This is a genomic window from Actinomadura miaoliensis, assembly GCF_039536785.1.
Taxonomy (GTDB): Bacteria; Actinomycetota; Actinomycetes; order Streptosporangiales; family Streptosporangiaceae; genus Spirillospora; species Spirillospora miaoliensis.
Window position 1 is genome coordinate 130,445 of sequence record NZ_BAAAZG010000051.1, and the last position, 20,092, is coordinate 150,536.

Below are 20,092 nucleotides of genomic sequence, written 5' to 3' on the forward strand. Positions count from 1 at the left end.
AGCCGCAGCGTCGGATCGATCATGGGGTGGGGGCGTCCGCGCGTGTAGGCGTCGTCGCCGAAGTCCAGCAGCGCGTGCCCGCCGCCCTCCAGGGACTCGCGGACGATCGCGTCGGCCTCGTCCCGCAGCGTGCCGCCGGCGAACAGGCCGCGCAGCGCGCGGCCGGGCGGCACCGGCGGCTGCGGCGCGGGCCAGCGCGGCCAGCGCGGCACCGGGCGGCCGAGGGCGGTCAGGGCCCGCTCCACCGCCGCCGTCAGGTCGTCCTCGCCGGGGGCGGGCAGCGCGAACACCACCGGGGTGTCCAGGCGGCGCGCCGCCTCGCGGATCAGCCCGGCCACGCGCGGGGCGGGCGGCTTGGACACCACGACGATCAGCTCGGTGGCGGGGTCGTCGTCGAGCGCGGCCAGCGCCGCCAGCGCCGAGCGCCCGCTGACCTCCAGTGACAGGTCGCGCCCGCCCACGCCGAGCACGTGGCTGACGCCCACGTCCGCCGCGTCCAGCAGGCACATCACCTGCTGCGCGCCGGTGCCGGACGCGGCCACCACGCCGACCGGGCCGGGCCGCACCGCGTTGGCGAACCCCAGGCCCGCGCCGCCGACCACGGCGGTGCCGCAGTCGGGGCCCATGACGATCAGGCCGCGCCGCGCCGCCGCCTCCTTGAGCGCGATCTCCTGCTCGACCGGCACGTTGTCGCTGAACACCATGACGTTGAGCCCGGCGTCCAGGGCGTCCATGGCCTCGGGGAACACCTGCGGGCCGGGCATCGACAGCAGCGCCAGCGAGGCGTCGATCCGCCGCGCGGCCGAGGCGGTCGTCCGCGCGGGCTCCTCCTCACCGGCGGTCCCGGCCGCGGCCGGGCGGCTCAGCAGCTCGTCGAGCGCGCGGAGCGCGTCGTCCAGGGCGTGGCCGGGCGCGTCGGCGGCGGTGCGGATCGCCACCACCAGGTCGCCCGGACCGGCGTCGGCGGGCACCTCGAAGCCCATCCGGCCGAACATCTCGCGGTTGAGGTCGGTGCCCATCGCGGCCATCGCCTCGGCCACATCCGGCCGCTCGGCCAGGCTGCGGCTGACCCGCATCAGCGTCACCGAGTCGTGGTAGGCGCCGCGCCGCACCTCGACCCACCTGCCGCCGGTCGTCCCCGTCGTGCTCATGGTGCCCCCGATCGCGACGCATTCCGTCATGCAGTGGCCCGGTGGGGGGACGCGGCGGACGCGGCCAGGGCCAGCGCGGCGTGGCACCCCGCGCGAACGCCCCAGGCCAGGTCGGCGCCGGAGGTGTGCCCGGCGGCCAGCAGCCGCCGCACGGCCGGGCGGGGCGCCTCGTGGCCCGCGACGACGCGCAGCACGGCGGCCACGTCGGCCCCGGCGGAGCCGGACGCGGCGCAGTGCAGCAGGGTGGCGGCCAGCGCCGTGGTGCGGGTGCCCGCGTCGGCGGTGACGGCGGCGCCGAGCCAGCCGGCCAGCCACACGGCCCGTTCGCCGCCCCGCACGGCGCCGCCGACCAGCCGCAGCGACACCAGCAGGCCGGACAGGATGTCGTCGCCGCTGGGCGTCAGCCCGGGGCCCAGGCCCACGATCCGCTCGGCGGCCTCGACGGCCCCCGCCAGGTCGCCCGCGGCGCAGGCGCCGGCCAGGGCTTCGGGGTCGGGATGCCCGGCCAGGCCGCAGGCCGCGGCGGCGTCGGCCTCGTCGAGGGCGTCCTCCAGCGCGTGCAGGCCGCGGGCCGCGCCGGACGGGGTGAGCGGGCCGAGCGCGGGCACCGGGTCCCACCAGCGGCGGGCCCGCACGTACAGCCCGTCGGTCTCGACCAGGCCGTCGCCGACCCAGGCCTCGGCGCCCTCGCGGACGGAGCGGAAGGGGCGTTCGCGCCGGGTCGCGGCCAGCACCAGCGCGTTGGGCAGCCGGACGGCGTCGGAGCAGACCACCGCGAGCACGCGGGGTTCGGGGGCGCGGCAGGTGCCGGTGCGCGGGTCGGCCCGCGGCTCGACGCGCATCTCCAGGTAGACGGCGGAGGGGAAGGCGGCGATCACCCGCGCCGGGCGGCGCGGCGCCTCCAGCAGCGGGCGCAGGGGGAGCCCCGCGGCGCCGGCGGCCGGGGGTCGCCCGGTGAGCGCGCGCAGCGGGATCGGGTCACGCAGGACGATGGTCACGGATCCTCCCGAGGCCGGTGCCGCCGGGCGTGTGTCGTCGGCGGTCGCTCGGGCCCGACCTCAGGCAGGACCGTAGACCGGGCCCGCCACCGGACGTATGGTGAATCCTGCCAAGGATGGTCTCCGTCCTTGGTGTTTGTTGTCAGGGTTGATCGCATACCGGTAGCGATCGGGGCATCTTGCGCGATGTAAGCAGCAAAAGCGAGGTGACCGTTCCCTTGAGCGAGCTTTGGTGAGCACCTCACGCAGGCAGCCCCGACCGGCCGGGACCGCCCGGACGGCTCCGGCGGCCTCAGGGCTGCGCTGCGTCCGCGCGTCCGGCCGTGCGACCGGCCATTTGACCGGCCGCGTCGCCGGGCGGACGATCGCCCTTGGCCGACGCGACCGGCCGCCGACCGGGCCGGGCGAACCGGCAGGTGCGCCACCGCCGGGCCGCGCATGCGAAGTGACGTCCCGGGGGGACCCGACCCCGGGACCGCCGGGCCAGCCCCCACCCGGGCCGCGCCCGTAGATAGTCGGCGGCCGAAGAACCTCGGCGCCTGTTCACGGTTGGGAGCGAAGTGATGTCACTGAATGCGGACCCGGGCCCGCCCGCGCTGCGGCTGGCGAGCACCGGCACGCTGACCTACGGCCTGCCCGTCGGCGAGGTGCTGGGGGTGTCCACCCTCGCCGGGGCGCGGCTCATCGGAGGCCGCTCGGGACTGGACCGTGTGGTGCAGCGGCTCAACGTCATGGAGGTGCCCGACGTACTGGCGTGGGTCAAGCCGAACGAACTGCTGCTGACCACCGGATATCCGCTGCGCAACACCCCGCAGTCGCTGGACAACCTGGTGGCCGACCTGGACGAGCGCGGCCTGGCCGCGCTGGCGATCAAGCTGGGCCGGTACCTGGACTCGCTGCCCGCCGAGATGATCGCGCAGGCCGACCGGCGCGGCTTCCCGCTCATCCTGCTGCCCAACGACGTGGGCTTCGACGACATCCTCAACCAGGTGCTCACCGACATCCTCAACCGGCAGGCGGCCGTGCTGGCCCGCACCGAGGAGGTGCACCGGGCGCTGGTGCAGATCGTGCTGTGCGGCGGCGGCCTGCAGGAGGTCGTGGACGAGGTCGCCACGCTGCTGGACGTGGCCGTCGTGGTGCTGGACGGCGACCAGCGGGTGCTGGCCGGATCCGGCCCCGACGAGCACATCCAGGCGATGCGGGCGTTCGACGTGCTGTCGGGGCGTCCCGGCGTGTGCGTCAACGGCGAGGGCGACCACCTGGTGGTGCCCGTGGTGGCCGGGGGCTTCGACCACGGCCGGATCATCGCCTACAGCCCCGCGGGCACGCTGCGCGAGGCCGACCTCGGCATCCTGGAGCGGGCCGCCACCGTGGCCGCGCTGGTGGTGACCAAGCAGCAGGCCGTCGCCGCCGTGGAGAGCAAGTACCGCGCCGACTACCTGCGCGACATCCTGTCGGGCCGGGCCGGCGAGGACGACCGGGTGATCGCGCACTGCGCCGGGTTCGGCTGGGACCTGGACCGTCCGGTCATGGTGGTCGTCGCCGAGCTGGACGGCCGCACCCGCCCGGCCGACGGCCAGAACGGTCAGAGCGCCCAGAGCGTCCAGAACGGCCAGAGCGGCCAGAACGGTCAGGCGGGTGAGGCGGCGCGCGGCGGGGGCCGCGGCGCCGACGAGCGGGTCGCCCAGGAGCGGCTGGCCGCCGCCTGGAGCACCGCGGTGCGGCGGCACGACCGGGGCGCCGCGGTCGCCAGCTTCGCCCACGAGGTCGTCGCGGTGATCGGGACGGCCGACGGCGACGAGGCGGCACTCTCCAGTGGACCGGTCCAGGCGATGCTGAAGGAGGCCACCGCGATCTTCGCCGAGCACCTGTCGGCCAAGCGGACGTTCTCCACCGGCATCAGCCGCACGGTCTCCTCGCCGTCCGCGCTGCCCGAGGCCTACGAGCAGGCCGTCAAGGCGGTGCGGGTGGGCCGGCAGCTGCACGGCGACGGCGCCCGCGCGCACTTCGACCAGCTGGGCGTCTACCGGCTGCTCAGCCTGGTGTCCGACCCGCAGGAGCTGCACGCCTTCGTCCGGGAGACCCTCGGCGAGCTGGCGGGCGACGACGAGCCGGAGCTGGTCGACCTGCGCCGCACCCTGCAGGTGCTGCTGGAGACCAACCTCAACGTCGCCGAGACGGCCCGGCGCCTGCACTTCCACTACAACACGCTGCGCTACCGCATCGGCAAGCTGGAACGGATGCTCGGCCCCTTCACCGAGGACGCCCACCTGCGCCTCAACCTCACCCTGGCCCTGCACGTCCTGCGCATGCGCGGCATCTGACCCTCTCCGCACGCACCGACGACTCCCGACGCTCCCCGCCGAACCCGCCAACCCTCAGAACCCCCCCGCCGACCCCCCGTCCTCCCGCCCCCTTCGTTCGAACGTGCCGGGGCATGTCCGTTGCGCCCGGATACGTAACACATCGGTGACGTACGCCACACTCCCCACCCAACAGCGGGTCGCGGGTTTGGCAGATGTCGCCGATGCCCGCCCCCCTGCCTGGATCTAGTTTGCCCGCAAGGCCGTAAAAGGCCGTGTAGCGGGGCAAAGAGCCGTAGACGCGCCGCGGACGCGGGCGGCCCGAGGGAGGGCGGGGATGGGCATCGGCTGGAAGGTGCACGGCGACGGCGGGACGCCGCCGCCCGGTGAGGTCGTCGCGCCGGACGAGCGGCTGTCGTGGCCGCGCACGGCCGGCATCGGCGCCCAGCACGTCGTGGCGATGTTCGGCGCGACGTTCGTGTTCCCGCTGGTGATGGGGCTGGACCCGAATCTCGCGGTGATGATGTCGGGCGTCGCCACGATCCTGTTCCTGCTCATCGTCCAGGGGAGGGTGCCCAGCTACCTGGGCACCAGCGCCTCGTTCGTGGGCGGGGTGTTCGCCATCAGGGCGGGCGTCGACACCGCCCGGACCGACGCCTGGGTGACCGGCGCGATCCTGGTCGCCGGGGGCGTGCTGGCCGCGTGCGGCGTGCTCATCCACCTGCTCGGCCCGCGGCTCATCCACCGGGTGTTCCCGCCCGTGGTCACCGGCGCGGTGGTCATGCTCATCGGGTTCGGGCTGGCGTTCGTGGTGGCCGACACCTACTGGCCGCAGGACCACTGGGTCGCGCTGATCACCATGACGTTCGTGTTCCTGGTCATGGTGGTGTTCCGCGGGTTCGTCGGCCGCGTCGCCGTGCTGGTCGGGCTGGTCTTCGGGTACGCGCTGTCATGGGTGCTCGACCGGGCCGCCGGGCCGGTCACGTCCGTCCTGCCCGGGCAGAACCTGCGCGACGCGGCGGGCCGCGCCTGCGCGCCCGAGGGTCCGTACTGCGTGGCGACCGCGTTCCCGCACGACCGGGTGAGCTTCGACGGCGTCCGGCAGGCCGACTGGTTCGGGCTGCCGCACATGCACGCCCCCGACTTCAAGTTGTCGGCGGTCCTGCTGGTGCTGCCCGCCGTCATCGCGTTGATCGCCGAGAACACCGGGCATGTCAAGGCCGTGGGGGAGATGACCCGCACCGACCTGGACCCGCTGATCGGCCGGGCGGTGTTCGCCGACGGGGTCGGGACCGTGGTCGCCAGCTCGGTGGGCGGCTCGCCGACCACCACCTACGCCGAGAACATCGGCGTCATGGCCGCCACCCGGATCTACTCGACGGCGGCGTACTACCTGGCGGCGGTCATCGCGATCCTGTTCGGGCTGTGCCCCAAGTTCGGCGCGCTGGTGGCCGCCACGCCCGGCGGCGTGCTCGGCGGCGTCACCGTGATCCTCTACGGGATGATCGGGCTGCTCGGCGCCAAGATCTGGGTCGAGAACCGGGTGGACTTCGCCGACCCGGTCAACATGGTCCCGGTCGGCGCGGGCATCATCCTGGCGCTCGGCCCGGTGGTGCACGAGATCAACGAGGACTTCAAGCTGGAGGGCATCGCGTTCGGCACGATCGTCGTGCTGGTGGGCTACCACCTGCTGCGCTCCATCTCCGACCGGCTCGGCGGTTCCGCCGCCGCGGCCCCGGCGGGCGGCGCGCCCCCGTCCGGCGGGACCGCGTCCGGCGGCCCGCCCGGCGGGACGGCCGAGGCGGCGCCCGCGGGAGGCGACGCCCAGCCGTGAAGCCGCCGCCGTTCGCCTACCACGCCCCTGCCACGCTCGCCGAGGCGCTGGACGTGCTGGCCGAGCACGGCGCCGACGCCAAGGTCCTGGCGGGCGGGCAGAGCCTGATCCCGCTGCTCAACATGCGGCTGGCCGAGCCCGCCCACATCGTCGACATCAACCGCGTCGCCGCTCTCGGCGACGTCCGCGCCGACGCGCGGGGGGTGCGCGTGGGCGCGCTGGCCCGGCACGCCGCCGTCGAACGCTCCGCCGGCGTCGCGGCCGTCCAGCCGCTGTTGCCCGCCGCGCTGCGGCACGTCGCGCACCCGGCGATCCGCAACCGGGGCACCGTCGTCGGCAGCCTGGTGCACGCCGACCCCGCCGCCGAGCTGCCCGCCGTGCTGGCCGTGCTGGACGGCACGGTCGAGGCGGTGTCCGCCGCCGGGCGCCGCACCATCCGCGCCGCCGACTTCTTCGCCGGACCGCTGGAGAGCACCCTGCGTCCCGGGGAGCTGGCCGGTTCGGCGTTCTTCCCCGCCCTGCCGCCCCGCACCGGCGTCGCGTTCACCGAGACGTCCCGCCGGCACGGCGACTACGCCCTCGCCGGGGTCGCCGCCGTGGTCAGCCTGGACGAGGACCTGCGGGTCAGCGCCGCCCGCGCCGGATACCTGGGCGTGGCCGCCACACCGCTCGTGCTCGACCTGACCCGCCGGGCCCGCCAGGCGCAGACCGGCCGCCCGCCCGGCGACGCCGACTGGTCGGGCGTGGCCGGGTTCGTCCGCGAGCGCCTCGACCCCGAGTCCGACATCCACGCCGGCGCCGACTACCGGCGGCACCTGGCGGGCGTGCTCACCGAACGCGCGCTGCGCGCCGCCACGGCCGACGCGCTGGGCCGCGCCCACACATCGGCGATCAACGAGGAGGCGGGGTGGTGATGGAGGAGACCTACGACGTCGAGCTGACCGTCAACGGGGTGCACCGCACGGCACGGGCGCCCGCCCGCCGCCTGCTGTCCGACCTGCTGCGGCACGACCTCGGCCTGACCGGCACGCACGTCGGCTGCGAGCACGGCGTGTGCGGATGCTGCACGGTGCTGCTGGACGGCGAGCCGGTGCGCTCGTGCCTGATGTTCGCCGTCACGGCCGCCGGACACGAGATCACCACCGTGGAGGGCCTGGCCGCGCCGGACGGCACCCCGTCGCCGGTGCAGCGCGCCTTCCAGGAGTGCCACGGCCTGCAGTGCGGCTACTGCACCCCCGGCTTCCTGTGCACGGTGACGGCGCTGCTGCGCGACAACCCCCGTCCCACCGACGACGAGGTCGTGGAGGGCATCTCCGGCAACCTGTGCCGCTGCACCGGCTACCAGAACATCGTCCGTTCGGTTCACCGGGCCGCCGAACTCCAGGCCGAGGCCCAGGGCGAGACCCGGGGCGAGCTTCGGGCCGAACGGCGGGCCGGGCTCCGGGCCGGGGAGGCGGGCTGATGGGCGGCACCCGCGTCTTCGGCGAGCCGATCCCGCGGCGGGAGGACCCCCGGCTGCTCACGGGGCAGGGCCGCTACCTCGACGACCTCGGCCGCGACGCCCTCGCCGCCGCGTTCGTCCGCTCGCCCCACGCGCACGCCCGCGTGCTGGACATCGACGTGGCCGACGCCCTCGACGTGGACGGGCTCGTGGCCATCTACACCTGGGAGGACCTGCCGGGACGGGTCGGCGAACCGCTGCCGCTGCTGATCCCGCACCCGTCCCTCACCCACGGCCGCACCGCCCACCCGCTGGCCCGCGACGTCGTCCGGCACGTCGGCGAGCCCGTCGCGATGGTCGTGGCGCGCGACCGCTACCTGGCCGAGGACGCCGCCGCCCGCATCCGGGTCGACTACGAGCCGCTGCCCGCCGTCGTCGGGATCGAGGCGGCGGCCCGCGCCGAGCACCTGGTGCACGACGACGTGCCCGGCAACGTCGGCGCCGTCCTGCGCCAGCAAACCGGCGGCGACGTGGACGCCGCGATCGAGGCCGCCCCGCACGTGCTGGAGTTCCGCCTCGACATCGAGCGCAGCGCGTCCATGCCGCTGGAGGGACGCGGCGTGTACGCGCGGTGGGACGCCGCCGACGGGTCGCTGCGCGTCTACTCCTCCACCCAGGCCTCCACCAGCGTGCGCGCCGCCATCGCCGCCAAGCTGGAGCTGCCGCCGGGCAAGGTCGAGGTGATCGCCCCGGACGTCGGCGGCGGCTTCGGCGTCAAGATCGTCCACCCGTGGCCGGAGGAGATCCTCGTCCCGTGGGCGGCCCGGCTGCTGGACCGGGAGGTCAAGTGGGCCGAGGACCGGCGCGAGCACTTCGTCGCCGCCGCCCACGAACGCGGCCAGGTCCAGCACGTGCGGGTCGGGTTCGACGACGACGGGCGCGTGCTCGGCCTGGACGTGCGGATCCTGCACGACCACGGCGCCTACACCCCGTACGGCGTGATCATCCCGATCGTCACCTCCACCCAGCTGCTCGGCCCGTACAAGATCGGCGCCTACCGGGCGGAGGTCACCAGCCTCTACACCAACACCGTCATCGTCACCCCGTACCGGGGCGCGGGCCGCCCGCAGGGCGTCTTCTGCATGGAACGCACGATGGACCGCATCGCCGACCACCTCGGCCGCGACCGGACGCAGGTGCGCGAGGCCAACTTCATCCGCCCCGACGAGTTCCCCTACGACCAGGGCCTGACGTTCCAGGACGGCCGTCCCCTGATCTACGACTCCGGCGACTACCCGGCGCTGCTCGCCCGTCTCAAGGAACTGATCGGCTGGGACGGCTTCGCGGAAAGGCGAGCGCGGGCCGCCGCCGAGGGCCGCCGCGTCGGCATCGGCCTCGGCTGCTACGTGGAGGGCACGGGCGTCGGGCCGTACGAGGGCGGCCACGTCGAGATCGACACGTCCGGGCGCGTGCACGTGGCCACCGGGCTCACCTCGCAGGGCCAGGGGCACGAGACCGTGTTCGCCCAGATCGCCGCCGCCGAGCTGGGCGTCCCGGTGGAGGACGTGCACGTCACGACGGGCGACACGCGCCGCTTCGGGTACGCGGTCGGCACGTTCGCCTCCCGCGCCGCCGTGACGAGCGGCAACGCCATCGCGCTGGCCGCCCGCAAGGTGCGGGACAAGGCGCTGCGCATCGCCGGGGAGGCGCTGGAGGCCGACCCGCGCGACCTGGACATCACCGACGGGATCGTGCACGTCAAGGGCGACCCCTCGGCGTCGGTGCCGCTGCGCACCGTCGCCGTCCTGTCCAACCCGCTGCGGTACGCCTTCGACGAGGAGGCGGCGCGCGCCACCCAGTTCGCCGTCGGCGGCGACGACGCCGAGCCCCCGCTGCGCGGCGAGGAACCGGGGCTGGAGGGGCGCGGCTACTACTCGCCCGTCCGGTCGACGTTCGCCGCCGGGATGCACGCCGCGATCGTCGAGACCGACCCCGACACCGCCGAGGTGCGCGTCCTGCGGTACGCGGTCGTGCACGACTGCGGCCGTCTGGTCAACCCGCGCATCGTCGAGGGCCAGATCCACGGGGGAGTGGCGCAGGGCATCGCCGGCGCCCTGTACGAACGCATGGCCTACGACGAGTCGGGCCAGCTCCTGAACGCCTCGTTCATGGACTTCCTGATGCCGTACGCGACGGAGATCCCGCGCATCGAGACCGCCCACCTGGAGACCCCGTCGCCGCTCAACCCGCTGGGCGTCAAGGGCGCGGGCGAGGCGGGCGTCATCCCGGTCTCGGCCGTCATCGCCGCCGCGATCGAGGACGCCGAGGGCATCCGTGTCCACCGCATGCCCCTGTCACCCGACGACCTCTACCACCTGCGCCTCCGCTCCCAGAACGCCGAGGGCGCCGAGGACGACGCGGATCACTGCTGCTTGGGCGGCGTGGGAGCGTCCGGCGCGTTGCCGCCGAGGGACCGGGGGAGGTAGTTCTCCACGGCGGCGGGGCGGAAGCCCTGCTGCTGGATCCAGCCGAGGATCGTCTCGAACTGCTTGGCCAGGCCCTTGCGGTAGTGCATGAGGACGATGTCGCCCGGCTTGAAGCCCTTGCCGCCGTCGGCGCGGGCGAACCCGTCGAAGCCGACGCCGGGGCCGGTGGTGCCGTTGTAGTACTCGGCCGACCACAGCAGCAGCGACTTGATGCCGCACTGCCTGGCGGCCTCGCGCGTGGCCTGGTTGAAGCTGCCGAACGGCGGGCGGAAGATCTCCGGCCGCCGGCCGTACTGCCGGGTGATGGTCTGGGACGCCTCGCAGATCTCCTTGCGCTGCGCCTCGGGGCCGAGCGTGCGCATGTCGGGGTGGGAGATGGTGTGGTTCTCCATCCGCGACCCGGCGTGGCGCAGCGCCCAGAAGTACTGGCCGTGGCCGTCGACGTACCGGGTGGTCAGGAACGTCATGATCGGCACCTTGCGGGTGCGCACCAGCCGGACGAACTCCGCGTCGTACTCGTAGCCGTCGTCGATGGTGAGGAAGACGACCTTGTCGTTGGTGGTGATGCGGTTGATGACGGGCGGCAGGCCGTCCGGGGCGGGCCGCGGCGGCGTCCACGACCCGGGCCTGGGCGCGGGCCAGTGCTGGTCGGCCACCACGGCGGCGAGCTGGCTGCGCATGGACGGGCCGGAGTCGCCGCCCGCCGCGGCGCGCACCGTCGGCCACGTCCCCGCGGCCACGCCAAGCACACCGGCCGCCACCGTGGCGGCCACCGGCAGTTTCCCTCGCATCAGGCGCGTTCTCCCGTTCCCTCGGCCGACGTCGAAGCCGTGTCGCGCGACGGTCGGCGGTCAACGCTTGGGTGGACGCTTGGACACCCGCTGAGGTTCGCGTTCCCCGCAGGGGAGCCGAGTCACACGACGGCATACATCTGATCATGCCGTGTCCACGCGGGGGCCGATTCTGCCCAAGACGCGGCGCGCGCTCGGCAGGAGTTGCCGTTCGGCCGGACGCGGGGATTCCTTAGGGTCGGCTCATGAAGGTGATGGGGACTGCGATGGTCGGGGCGCCGCTGCCGCGCGTCTGGGAGGCGCTGCGGGATCCGGCGGTGCTGGCCCGCACCATCCCGGGCTGCCGCTCGCTGGAGGCGACCGGCGAGGACGTCTACACGATGACCGTCTCGGCGGGCGTCGCGTCCGTCCGGGGCACCTACGTCGGCCGGGTGGAGCTGACCGACCCCGATCCGCCCCGGGCGTTCACGCTGCGGGCCCGCGGGCAGGGCGCGCCCGGCACGGTCGACGCGACGGTGCGCGTGCGGCTGTCGGAGGACTCGGGCGAGGGCACCCGGGTCGACTACGACGCGGACGCGACGGTCGGCGGCATGATCGGCGGGGTCGGGCAGCGGGTGCTCGGCACCGTCGCCCGCAAGACGGCCGCCGAGTTCTTCGCCGCCGTCGAACGCGACCTGACCCGGCCCGCCGTCCCCGCCCCGGCGCCCGAGGCGCCCCCCGCGGTCGCGGCGGGGCCGATCGCGCCGATGCCGCCGACGGTTCCGGTGCCCCCGCCGGTGTCGCCGGGGCCGATGCTCGCGGCGTTCCTGTCGGGCGGCGCGGTCGCCCTGGCCGGGGTCGCGGTCGGCTACGCGCTGGGCCGCAGGGGCAGGTGATGAGGGCGTTCACCGCGGCCGCGGTCCAGTTCGCGCCGGAGCCGGGGCCGCTGACCGAGGCGTCGGTGCGGCGCAACATCGACAGGGCCGTGTCGTGGACGCGGCGATGCGTCGAACGTTCGGGGGCCGAGCTGGTCGTGCTGCCCGAGACGTGCACCACCGGGTTCAATCCGGGCGTGCCCGCGGCGGAGCTGCGCGGGCTGGTGTCGGAGATCCCCGGGCCGGTGAGCGAGCCGATCCAGCGGGTCGCGCGGGAACTGGGCGTGCACGTGTGCTTCGGCACCTACGAACGCGCCGCCGAGACCGTCCACAACGCGGCGGTGCTGGTCGGGCCGGACGGCGACGTGCTCGGCGTCTACCGCAAGGTGCACCCGTTCCGCGTGGAGGACGCCCGGCACGGCGGCTGGGCGGCGCCCGGCGGCGAGGTGACGGTCGTCGACACCCCGCTCGGCCGGATCGGGATGGCGATCTGCTTCGACGGCGACTTCCCCGAGCTGTGGCGGATCATGGCTGTGCGCGGCGCCGAGGTGGTGTGCCGCCCCTCGGCGCTGCTGCGCTCGGCCGACATCTGGGAGCTGACCACCCGCGCCCGCGCCTACGACAACCACGTGTACGTCGTGGCGGCCAACGCGGTCGGCGCCGACCCCGCGGGCACCCTGTACTTCGGCAACTCGATGGTGGTGACGCCGATCGCCGAGGTCGTGGCGCGGGCGGCCACCCACGAGGGGTGGGCGGCGGCGCGGCTGGACCCGGCCGCCGCGATGGCGTCGCTGACGCCCGGCTCGTCGGTGCGGCACTCCTTCGACCACCTGGCCGAACGCAACCTGGAGGTGTACGAGAAGTACGCCGCCGACCTGCTGGGACCGGCGTCCACCCCGTTCCCGCGTTAGCGGCGGCCCGCCGGGCGCGCCGCCGCCGGGCGGGCTACTTCACGTCGACCAGGTCGACCACGAAGATCAGGGTCTCGCCGGCCTTGATCGCCGGGCTGGGGCTGTGGTCGCCGTAGGCCAGGTGCGGCGGGATCACCAGCTTGCGGCGCCCGCCGACCTTCATGCCCTGGATCCCCATGTCCCAGCCCTTGATGACGCGGCCGGCGCCGAGGGTGAAGTCGAGGGTCTGGCCGCGGTTCCAGGACGCGTCGAACTCCTCGCCGGTGGAGAAGGCGACGCCGACGTAGTGCATCGACACCTGCGAGCCCTTGGTGGCCTCGGGGCCGTCCCCGACCTCGATGTCGGTGATGTCGAGGAACGCGGGCGGCTCGCCCTCGGGGAAGTCGATCTCGGGCCGTTCCAGGGCCATGCAGGGCTCCAGGGGTGTCGTCGGATGCGCACATGAGGACGTCGCGCCCTCGTGCTCGGTCGCCGTTCAGCGTAGCGGGGTGCGCGCGGCGGCCCGAACACGGCGCGTGAAGGTCGCCAAAGATCGGGCGTTCCGTTGGCAGTTTGCGACGTTTCGGCGCCGTGGCCGCACCGGTAGACACCAGGCATGGCACGGCGGCTGCGGATCGGCATCGACACGGGCGGCACGTTCACCGACGTGGTGGCGCTGGACGAGGACACCGGTGAGCTGTTCACCACCAAGACCCCGTCCACCCCCGCCGACCCGGCCGAGGGGTTCGGCGACGCCGCCCGCAAGATCCTCGGCCTGGTGGGCGCCGAGGCGTCGGCGCTGACGGCGGTGTCGCACGGCACGACCGTGGCGACCAACCAGCTGCTCGAGGACCGGCTCGACGACCTCGGCTTCGTCACCACCGAGGGCTTCGAGTTCATGCTGGAGATCGCCCGGCAGAGCGTCCCGGACGGCTACGGCAACTCCTACTTCTGGGTCAAGCCGCCGCGGATCGTCCCGGTGCACCGGGTGCGCACCGTCGGCGGGCGGCTCGACCACACCGGCGCCGAGCTGCGGCCGTTCGACGAGGAGGCCGCGGTCGCGGCGGCCCGCTGGTTCCGCGAGCAGGGCATCGACGCGATCGGCGTGTGCTTCCTGCACTCCTACGCCGACCCCGCCCACGAGCTGCGCATGCGCGAGGTGCTGGCGCGCGAGCACCCCGAGGCGGTGGTGTCGCTGTCGTGCGAGGTGCTGCGCGAGTACCGCGAGTACGAACGGTCGGTCACCACGCTCGTGGACGCCGCCGTCAAGCCGACGATGAGCCGCTACCTGGCCCGCCTGTCGGGGCTGCTGCCCGCGCCGCTGCGGGTGATGAAGAGCAACGGCGGGGTGCTGTCGGCCGAGGAGGTCGTCCACCAGCCCGTCACCACCGTGCTGTCCGGCCCGGCCGCCGGCGCGCTCGGCGCCGCCTACGTGGCGGCGCCCGGCTACCCCTCGGTGGTGACGCTGGACGGCGGCGGCACGTCCACGGACGTGGCGGTGGTGCTGGACGGCGAGCCGACCCTCACCACCGAGGGCGCGGTCGGACGCCACCCCGTCCGGATCCCGATGATCGACATCGTGACGGTCGGGGCGGGCGGCGGCTCGGTCGCCTGGATCTCCCCGGAGGGCACGCTGAAGGTCGGGCCGCGCAGCGCGGGCGCCGACCCCGGCCCGCTGTGCTACGGACGCGGCGGCACCGAGCCGACCGTCACCGACGCGCACGCCGCGCTCGGCCGCATCCCCCCGCACCTGCTCGGTGGGGAGATCCCGCTGGACGTGGCGGCCGCGCGGGCGGGCGTGGAGTCGCTCGGGGCGAAGCTGGGACTGTCCGGTGACCGCGCCGCCGCCGGGATCCTGGAGATCTCGGCGTGGAACCAGGCCAACGCGATCCGGCAGATCACCGTCCGGCGCGGGCTGGACGTGCGCGACTTCCCGCTGGTGGCGTTCGGCGGCTCCGGCCCGCTGCAGGCCTGCCGCCTGCTGGACGTGCTGGGCCTGCCCGCCGCCGTGATCCCCGCCGACCCGGGCAGCCTGTCGGCGTTCGGCCTGCTCACCGTGGACGTCAGGAACGACTACGTGCGCACCCGCGTCACCCGCGACACCGAGCTCGACCCGGCCGTGCTCGGCGCGACCTACGCCGAGCTGGAGGGCCGCGCCGCGGACGCCCTCGAACGCGAGGGGTTCCCCGCCGGGCGACACCGTTTCGCCCGCTCGGCCGACCTGCGCTACTACGGGCAGGCGTTCGAGGTGCGGGTCGCGGCGCCGGACGGGCCGGTCGACGACGCGTTCCGCGCCGAGGTCGTGCGGCGCTTCCACGACGCGCACGAGGCGCTGTACGGCTACTGCTACCGCGACGACACCGTCCGCCATCCCGTCGAATGGGTCAACCTGCGCGTCTCCGGCATCGGCCCGATCACCCGTCCCCGCCTGCGGGAACGCCCGCCCGGCGACGGGAACCCCGAACGCGCCCGCACCGGCGTCCGCGACGTCCACTTCGACGACTGGACGCCGACCCCCGTCTACCGGCGGGAACGGCTCGCCCCGGGCGACGTGCTGCGCGGCCCGGCCGTGATCGAGGAGTTCGGTTCGACGCTGCCGCTGCACCCCGGCTTCCGGGCCCGCGTGGACGCCCACGGCAACCTCGTGATCACGAAGGGAGACGACGCCCCATGAGCGAGCCGCGGAGGCGGGCGGGAGACACGGCATGAGCGCCGATCCGATCCTCGTGGAGATCGTCGAGGGGACGCTGGCGTCGGTGGAGCGCGAGGTCGAGACCGCGATCGCCCGCACCGCCCGCTCGCCCATGATCCGGGACGCGCACGACTTCCGCGCCGGCATCCACGACCGGCGGCTGCGCAAGCTGACCGGCCGGTCGTACTCGGCGCTGGTGCAGCCGATCGTCCGGGACTTCCCGATCGAGACGATGCGTCCCGGAGACGTGTTCTTCCACAACGACGTGTACCTGTCGGAGGGCGGCATCGGGCACCTGCCCGACCTGTGCGTCACCGTGCCGGTGTTCCACGACGGCGACGTGGTGGCGTTCGTGCAGGCGTTCGGCCACCACGACGACATCGGCGGCGCCGTCCCCGGGTCCATGCCCAGCCACGCGCGCAGCGCCTTCGAGGAGGGGCTCATGGTGCCCCCGATCAGGCTGTGGGACCAGGGCGTCCCCAACGAGGCGGCGCTGCGGATCATGACGCGCAACTCCCGTATGCCCGACTCCCTGGCCGGCGACCTGGACGCCGAGTGCTCGGCCTGCCTGATGGGCGCCCGCCGCCTGGCCGACCTGTTCGGCCGGTACGGCCGCGCCGCCGTCGAGGACTGCTTCGACGCGATCATCGACAAGACCACCCGGACGTTCCGCCGCGAGCTGCTGGCGAAGATCCCCGACGGGACGTACGTGTGGGAGGACTACGCCGAGCACGACGGCGTCGACCCGCCGCGCCTGCACGCCCAGCGCATCACCCTGACCGCCGACGCGTCCGCCGAGGTGCCGCTGGTCATCGACTTCACCGGCACGTCCCCGCAGGCCAAGGGCCCGATCAACCACGCGGGCGACTACGCCGACGGGGTGTTCCTGAAGAAGTGGCTGGCGCCCGTCCTGCGGAACCTGGCCGACACGCCCGAACGCGCCGCCGAGCTGGACGTCAACGAGGGCGTGGTGCCGCTGATCGAGATGCGGTTCCCGGACAAGGGCACGCTGCTGACGCCGGTGTTCCCGGCGCCGACCAACGCGCGCACCTTCGTCATCCTGCGGCTGCTGGGCGTGCTGGCCGGGGTGCTGGCCAAGGCCACCGGCGGCCGCATGCCCGCCGACCAGGAGACCATCCGCTACACCGGCGTGTACGGGGAGGACGACCGCGGCCCGTACCTGATGCGGGAGGTGCTGGGCGGCGGCTCGGGCGGCCGCCACTACGCCGACGGCGAGGACACCATCCACATCGTCCCCGACTCCCGCAACATCCCCGCCGAGTTCGCCGAGGCCCGCTGGCCGTTCGTGGTGGAGCGGCTCGGCCTGGCCGTCGACTCGGGCGGGCCGGGGAGGTTCCGCGGCGGCCTCGGCTACGACAAGCACATCCGCATGCTGCGCGACGCCCGCTACATGTCGATCGCCGACCGGTCCATCCTGTCGTGCTGGGGCGTGAACGGGGGCCGCGCCGGGCGCCCGTTCCGCGTGGACATCGACGGCGAGGAGATGGACGGCCTGGTCGACGACCATCCGGTGCGCGCGGGCCAGGTCATCCGCATTCGCACCACCGGAGGCGGCGGGTGGGGCGACCCGTTCGACCGCGACCCCGAGCGCGTCGCCGCCGACGTGCGCGACGGCAAGGTGTCGCCCGAGGGCGCCCGCGACGACTACGGCGTGGTGCTCGCCGACGGCGCCGTCGACCGCGCCGCCACCGAGGCGCTGCGGGCCGAGCTGCGCGCCGCGCGCGGACCCGCCCCGTTCTTCGACCGCGGCCCCGGCTTCCCCCGCCTGTCCGGCGGCCGTCCCCACGCCGACGTCGATCTCCCCGGCGGGCATACTGCCTGAGAGCACCGGAGAAGGACGGAAGGGGAGCGATGGACCTGCTCGGCGACCCGGCGGGGCACTCGGGGGACGCGCCCGACGCGCCGGACGCGGTCCGGGTGGACGGCCGGGGCCTGTCCCGGGCCGCACTGTTCGCCCGCGCGGCGGCGGTGGCGGCCGAGATCGGCGGCGCCGAGGCCGTCGCGGTGCACGCCACGGCCACCCTCGAGACCGTCGTCGCCGTGGTCGGCGGGATCCTGGCGGGCGTGCCCGTCGTGCCGCTCCCGCCCGACTCGGGCCCAGCCGAACGCGACCACATCCTCGGCGACTCGGGGGCGCGGCTGCTGCTGGCCGCCCGCGGCGCCTGGGACCCGGCCGCCGGCGGCCCGCCCCTCGTCCCCGTGGACGCCCTGCCGTCCGGGTCGTCCACGCCGGCGCCGCAGCCGCCGCCCGGCGACGCGACCGCGCTCATCCTCTACACCAGCGGCACCACCGGCGCGCCCAAGGGCGTGCTCATCTCCCGGGCCGCGATCGCCGCCGGGCTGGACGCGCTGGCCGAGGCGTGGGAGTGGACGGCCGGCGACGTGCTCGTCCACGGCCTTCCGCTGTTCCACGTGCACGGCCTGGTCCTCGGCGTGCTGGGCGCGCTGCGGACCGGGTCGCCGCTGGTGCACACGGGACGTCCCCGTCCCGCCGCGTACGCGGCGGCCGCGGAGCGGCACGGCGGGTCGCTGTTCTTCGGGGTCCCCACGGTGTGGTCGCGGGTGTGCGACGACCCGGCGTCCGCCCGCGCCCTGCGGGGCGCGCGGCTGCTGGTGTCGGGAAGCGCCGCGCTGCCGGTGCCGGTGTTCGACCGCCTGACCGAGCTGACCGGGCACCGGCCGGTCGAGCGGTACGGCATGACCGAGACGCTCATCACGATCTCCGCCCGCGCCGGCGGCGACCGGCGGCCCGGCCACGTCGGCACCCCGCTTCCGGGCGTGCGGACGCGGCTGGTGGCCGAGGACGGGTCCGCCGTCCCCGCCGACGGGGAGACGCCCGGGGAACTGCAGGTGCGCGCGCCGATGCTGTTCGGCGGCTACCTGGGCCGTCCCGAGGCCACGGCCGCCGCGTACACCTCCGACGGCTGGTTCCGCACCGGCGACATCGCCGCGATCGGGCCGGACGGCTGGCACCGCATCGTCGGCCGCGCGTCCACCGACCTGATCAAGAGCGGCGGGTACCGGATCGGCGCGGGCGAGGTGGAGAACGCGCTGCTGGCGCATCCGGCGGTGCGGGAGGCGGCGGTGGTCGGCACCCCGCACGCCGACCTCGGCGAGCAGGTCACCGCCTACGTCGTCGCCGACGGCGCGACCGGCCCGGAACTGATCGACTTCGTGGCGGAGCGGCTGTCGGCGCACAAACGGCCCCGCGTCGTGCACCTGGTCGGGTCGCTGCCGCGCAACGCCATGGGCAAGGTCGTCAAGACCCGCCTGACCGAGAACCCCACGGAGACCGCGTGAGACTGCTGCGCAACGCCCGCCTGCACGGGCGCGAGGGCGCGTACGACATCGAGATCGACGGCGACCGCTTCGGCCGCGTCCTGCCCGCCGGGCAGGGCTCGGGCGAGGAGTGGATCGACGCCCGGGGCGGCCTGGTCTCGGCGCCGTTCGTCGAACCCCACGTCCATCTCGACACCACCCTCACCGCCGGGGAGCCGCGCTGGAACGCCTCCGGCTCGCTGTGGGAGGGCATCGCGGTGTGGAGCGAGCGCAAGCGCGCCCTCACCCGCGACGACGTGATCTCACGCGCCACCGAGGTGCTGCGCTGGTACGCGGCCAACGGCGTGCTGCACGTGCGCAGCCACGTCGACGTCACCGACCCCGGGCTGGTCGCCCTGGACGCGATGCTGGAGGTCCGCGAACGCGTCCGGGACGTGGTCGACCTGCAGCTCGTCGCCTTCCCGCAGGAGGGGATCCGCTCGTTCGACGGCGGCGCCGACCTGCTGGCGGAGGCGGCCCGGCGCGGCGTCGACGCGGTCGGCGCGATCCCGCACTTCGAGGACACCCGCGAGGACGGCGTCCGCTCCCTGGAGATCGCCTTCGAGGTCGCCGCCGAGCACGGGCTGATGCTGGACGCGCACTGCGACGAGATCGACGACGAGCAGTCGCGGTTCGTGGAGGTGCTGGCGACCCTCGCCCGCCGCACCGGCCTGCGCGGCCGCGCCACCGCCTCCCACACGACCGCGATGGGCTCCTACAACGGCGCCTACTCCTACAAGCTCCAGCGCATCCTGGCCCGCGCGGGCATCAACCTGGTGTCCAACCCGCTGGCGAACCTGTGCCTGCAGGGACGGTTCGACGGCTACCCCAAGCGGCGCGGCCTCACCCAGGTCAAGGAGATGCTCGCCGCCGGGGTGAACGTGGCGTTCGGCCACGACGACGTAATGGACCCCTGGTTCCCGCTCGGCACCGCCTCACCGCTGCAGGTCGCCCTCGTCGGCGTCGCCGCCGCGCAGCTCACCGGCCCCGCCGAGATCGACGAGGCGTTCGCCATGGTCACCGAACGCGCCGCCCGGGTGCTGGGCCTCGGCGACCGCTACGGCGTCGCCGAGGGACGTCCGGCCAGCTTCGTCGTGCTGCCCGCCGCGTCCCGCTTCGACGCGGTCCGCCGCCAGACCCGGCCCACCCACGTCGTGTCCCGCGGCCGGCTCGTCGCCGAGACGCCCGCCACGTCCACCCGCCTCACCTGGCCCGGCGAGGACCCCCGCGACATCGACTTCGTCCGCGACCGCGACAGATGAGCCGCGGCAGATGACAGGTGTCACCTCGCACCGGTGACAGCGGCTTCTACC

At 74.8% G+C, this 20,092-nt stretch carries 15 protein-coding genes; 11 read left to right on the top strand and 4 right to left on the bottom strand.

What is annotated here, in order from left to right:
- On the bottom strand, positions 1-1,151 hold a 1,151-nt coding region (locus tag ABD811_RS32585), incomplete at its 3' end, for an AllF/FdrA family protein (protein ID WP_344955455.1).
- Between the two features lie 26 nt (positions 1,152-1,177).
- Positions 1,178-2,149 (bottom strand): oxamate carbamoyltransferase subunit AllH family protein, encoded by a 972-nt coding sequence (locus ABD811_RS32590; protein WP_344955456.1) that lies wholly within the window; start codon positions 2,147-2,149, stop codon positions 1,178-1,180.
- A 563-nt stretch (positions 2,150-2,712) separates the two neighbouring features.
- Here ABD811_RS32590 and ABD811_RS32595 point away from each other — a divergent pair.
- From ABD811_RS32595 to cutA, 5 genes are all read left to right on the top strand, one after another.
- Positions 2,713-4,473 carry a PucR family transcriptional regulator gene (locus tag ABD811_RS32595; RefSeq protein ID WP_344955458.1) on the top strand — a complete coding sequence of 587 codons (1,761 nt, stop codon included), beginning with the start codon at positions 2,713-2,715 and terminating at the stop codon, positions 4,471-4,473.
- Between the two features lie 316 nt (positions 4,474-4,789).
- Complete coding sequence (locus ABD811_RS32600; RefSeq protein ID WP_344955460.1) at positions 4,790-6,286, top strand: uracil-xanthine permease family protein; 1,497 nt, start codon at positions 4,790-4,792, stop codon at positions 6,284-6,286.
- Positions 6,283-7,200, top strand: coding sequence for an FAD binding domain-containing protein (locus tag ABD811_RS32605; RefSeq protein ID WP_344955462.1), 918 nt, complete (start codon positions 6,283-6,285; stop codon positions 7,198-7,200). The genes ABD811_RS32600 and ABD811_RS32605 overlap by 4 nt, the downstream gene beginning before the upstream one ends.
- Positions 7,200-7,748, top strand: a complete 549-nt coding sequence (locus ABD811_RS32610; RefSeq protein ID WP_344955566.1) for a (2Fe-2S)-binding protein — start codon at positions 7,200-7,202, stop codon at positions 7,746-7,748. Before ABD811_RS32605 ends, ABD811_RS32610 begins: the two co-directional genes overlap by 1 nt.
- On the top strand, positions 7,748-10,213 hold the full coding sequence (cutA, locus tag ABD811_RS32615; protein WP_344955464.1) for an aerobic carbon-monoxide dehydrogenase large subunit: 2,466 nt from the start codon (positions 7,748-7,750) through the stop codon (positions 10,211-10,213). Before ABD811_RS32610 ends, cutA begins: the two co-directional genes overlap by 1 nt.
- Here the strand turns inward: cutA and ABD811_RS32620 are convergent.
- On the bottom strand, positions 10,150-11,004 hold the full coding sequence (locus ABD811_RS32620) for a polysaccharide deacetylase family protein (protein WP_344955466.1): 855 nt from the start codon (positions 11,002-11,004) through the stop codon (positions 10,150-10,152). The two genes, cutA and ABD811_RS32620, sit on opposite strands and share 64 nt — an antisense overlap.
- Positions 11,005-11,249: 245 nt before the next feature.
- Here ABD811_RS32620 and ABD811_RS32625 point away from each other — a divergent pair, with 245 nt between their 5' ends.
- A complete protein-coding gene (locus ABD811_RS32625; protein WP_344955468.1) occupies positions 11,250-11,879 on the top strand; it encodes an SRPBCC family protein in 630 nt (209 codons plus the stop codon).
- Positions 11,879-12,769 (top strand): carbon-nitrogen hydrolase family protein, encoded by an 891-nt coding sequence (locus ABD811_RS32630; RefSeq protein WP_344955470.1) that lies wholly within the window; start codon positions 11,879-11,881, stop codon positions 12,767-12,769. Before ABD811_RS32625 ends, ABD811_RS32630 begins: the two co-directional genes overlap by 1 nt.
- Positions 12,770-12,803: 34 nt before the next feature.
- On the opposite strand, the gene ABD811_RS32635 is transcribed toward ABD811_RS32630, so the two are convergent.
- Positions 12,804-13,178 (bottom strand): FKBP-type peptidyl-prolyl cis-trans isomerase, encoded by a 375-nt coding sequence (locus ABD811_RS32635; RefSeq protein WP_344955472.1) that lies wholly within the window; start codon positions 13,176-13,178, stop codon positions 12,804-12,806.
- 186 nt (positions 13,179-13,364) lie between these two features.
- Here ABD811_RS32635 and ABD811_RS32640 point away from each other — a divergent pair, with 186 nt between their 5' ends.
- From ABD811_RS32640 to codA, 4 genes are read left to right on the top strand one after another with little or no spacing between them, the layout of a single operon-like run.
- The gene (locus ABD811_RS32640; protein WP_344955474.1) at positions 13,365-15,422 is read left to right on the top strand and encodes a hydantoinase/oxoprolinase family protein; all 2,058 of its coding nucleotides are present in this window, start codon (positions 13,365-13,367) and stop codon (positions 15,420-15,422) included.
- Between the two features lie 31 nt (positions 15,423-15,453).
- Positions 15,454-17,283: a hydantoinase B/oxoprolinase family protein gene (locus ABD811_RS32645; protein WP_344955476.1), complete on the top strand. Its 1,830-nt coding sequence runs from the start codon at positions 15,454-15,456 to the stop codon at positions 17,281-17,283.
- A gap of 29 nt (positions 17,284-17,312) precedes the next feature.
- A complete protein-coding gene (locus ABD811_RS32650) occupies positions 17,313-18,761 on the top strand; it encodes an acyl-CoA synthetase (protein ID WP_344955478.1) in 1,449 nt (482 codons plus the stop codon).
- The gene (codA, locus tag ABD811_RS32655; RefSeq protein WP_344955480.1) at positions 18,758-20,041 is read left to right on the top strand and encodes a cytosine deaminase; all 1,284 of its coding nucleotides are present in this window, start codon (positions 18,758-18,760) and stop codon (positions 20,039-20,041) included. Before ABD811_RS32650 ends, codA begins: the two co-directional genes overlap by 4 nt.
- Positions 20,042-20,092 lie beyond the last annotated feature (51 nt).

Coding starts and splice junctions, on each gene's coding strand:
- ABD811_RS32650 (WP_344955478.1), top strand. CDS start 17,313: ATGGACCTGCTCGGCGACCCGGCGGGGCACTCGGGGGACGCGCCCGAC.
- ABD811_RS32620 (WP_344955466.1), bottom strand. CDS start 11,004: ATGCGAGGGAAACTGCCGGTGGCCGCCACGGTGGCGGCCGGTGTGCTT.
- ABD811_RS32600 (WP_344955460.1), top strand. CDS start 4,790: ATGGGCATCGGCTGGAAGGTGCACGGCGACGGCGGGACGCCGCCGCCC.
- ABD811_RS32630 (WP_344955470.1), top strand. CDS start 11,879: ATGAGGGCGTTCACCGCGGCCGCGGTCCAGTTCGCGCCGGAGCCGGGG.
- ABD811_RS32635 (WP_344955472.1), bottom strand. CDS start 13,178: ATGGCCCTGGAACGGCCCGAGATCGACTTCCCCGAGGGCGAGCCGCCC.
- ABD811_RS32645 (WP_344955476.1), top strand. CDS start 15,454: ATGAGCGCCGATCCGATCCTCGTGGAGATCGTCGAGGGGACGCTGGCG.
- ABD811_RS32610 (WP_344955566.1), top strand. CDS start 7,200: ATGGAGGAGACCTACGACGTCGAGCTGACCGTCAACGGGGTGCACCGC.
- ABD811_RS32595 (WP_344955458.1), top strand. CDS start 2,713: ATGTCACTGAATGCGGACCCGGGCCCGCCCGCGCTGCGGCTGGCGAGC.
- ABD811_RS32625 (WP_344955468.1), top strand. CDS start 11,250: ATGAAGGTGATGGGGACTGCGATGGTCGGGGCGCCGCTGCCGCGCGTC.
- ABD811_RS32640 (WP_344955474.1), top strand. CDS start 13,365: ATGGCACGGCGGCTGCGGATCGGCATCGACACGGGCGGCACGTTCACC.
- cutA (WP_344955464.1), top strand. CDS start 7,748: ATGGGCGGCACCCGCGTCTTCGGCGAGCCGATCCCGCGGCGGGAGGAC.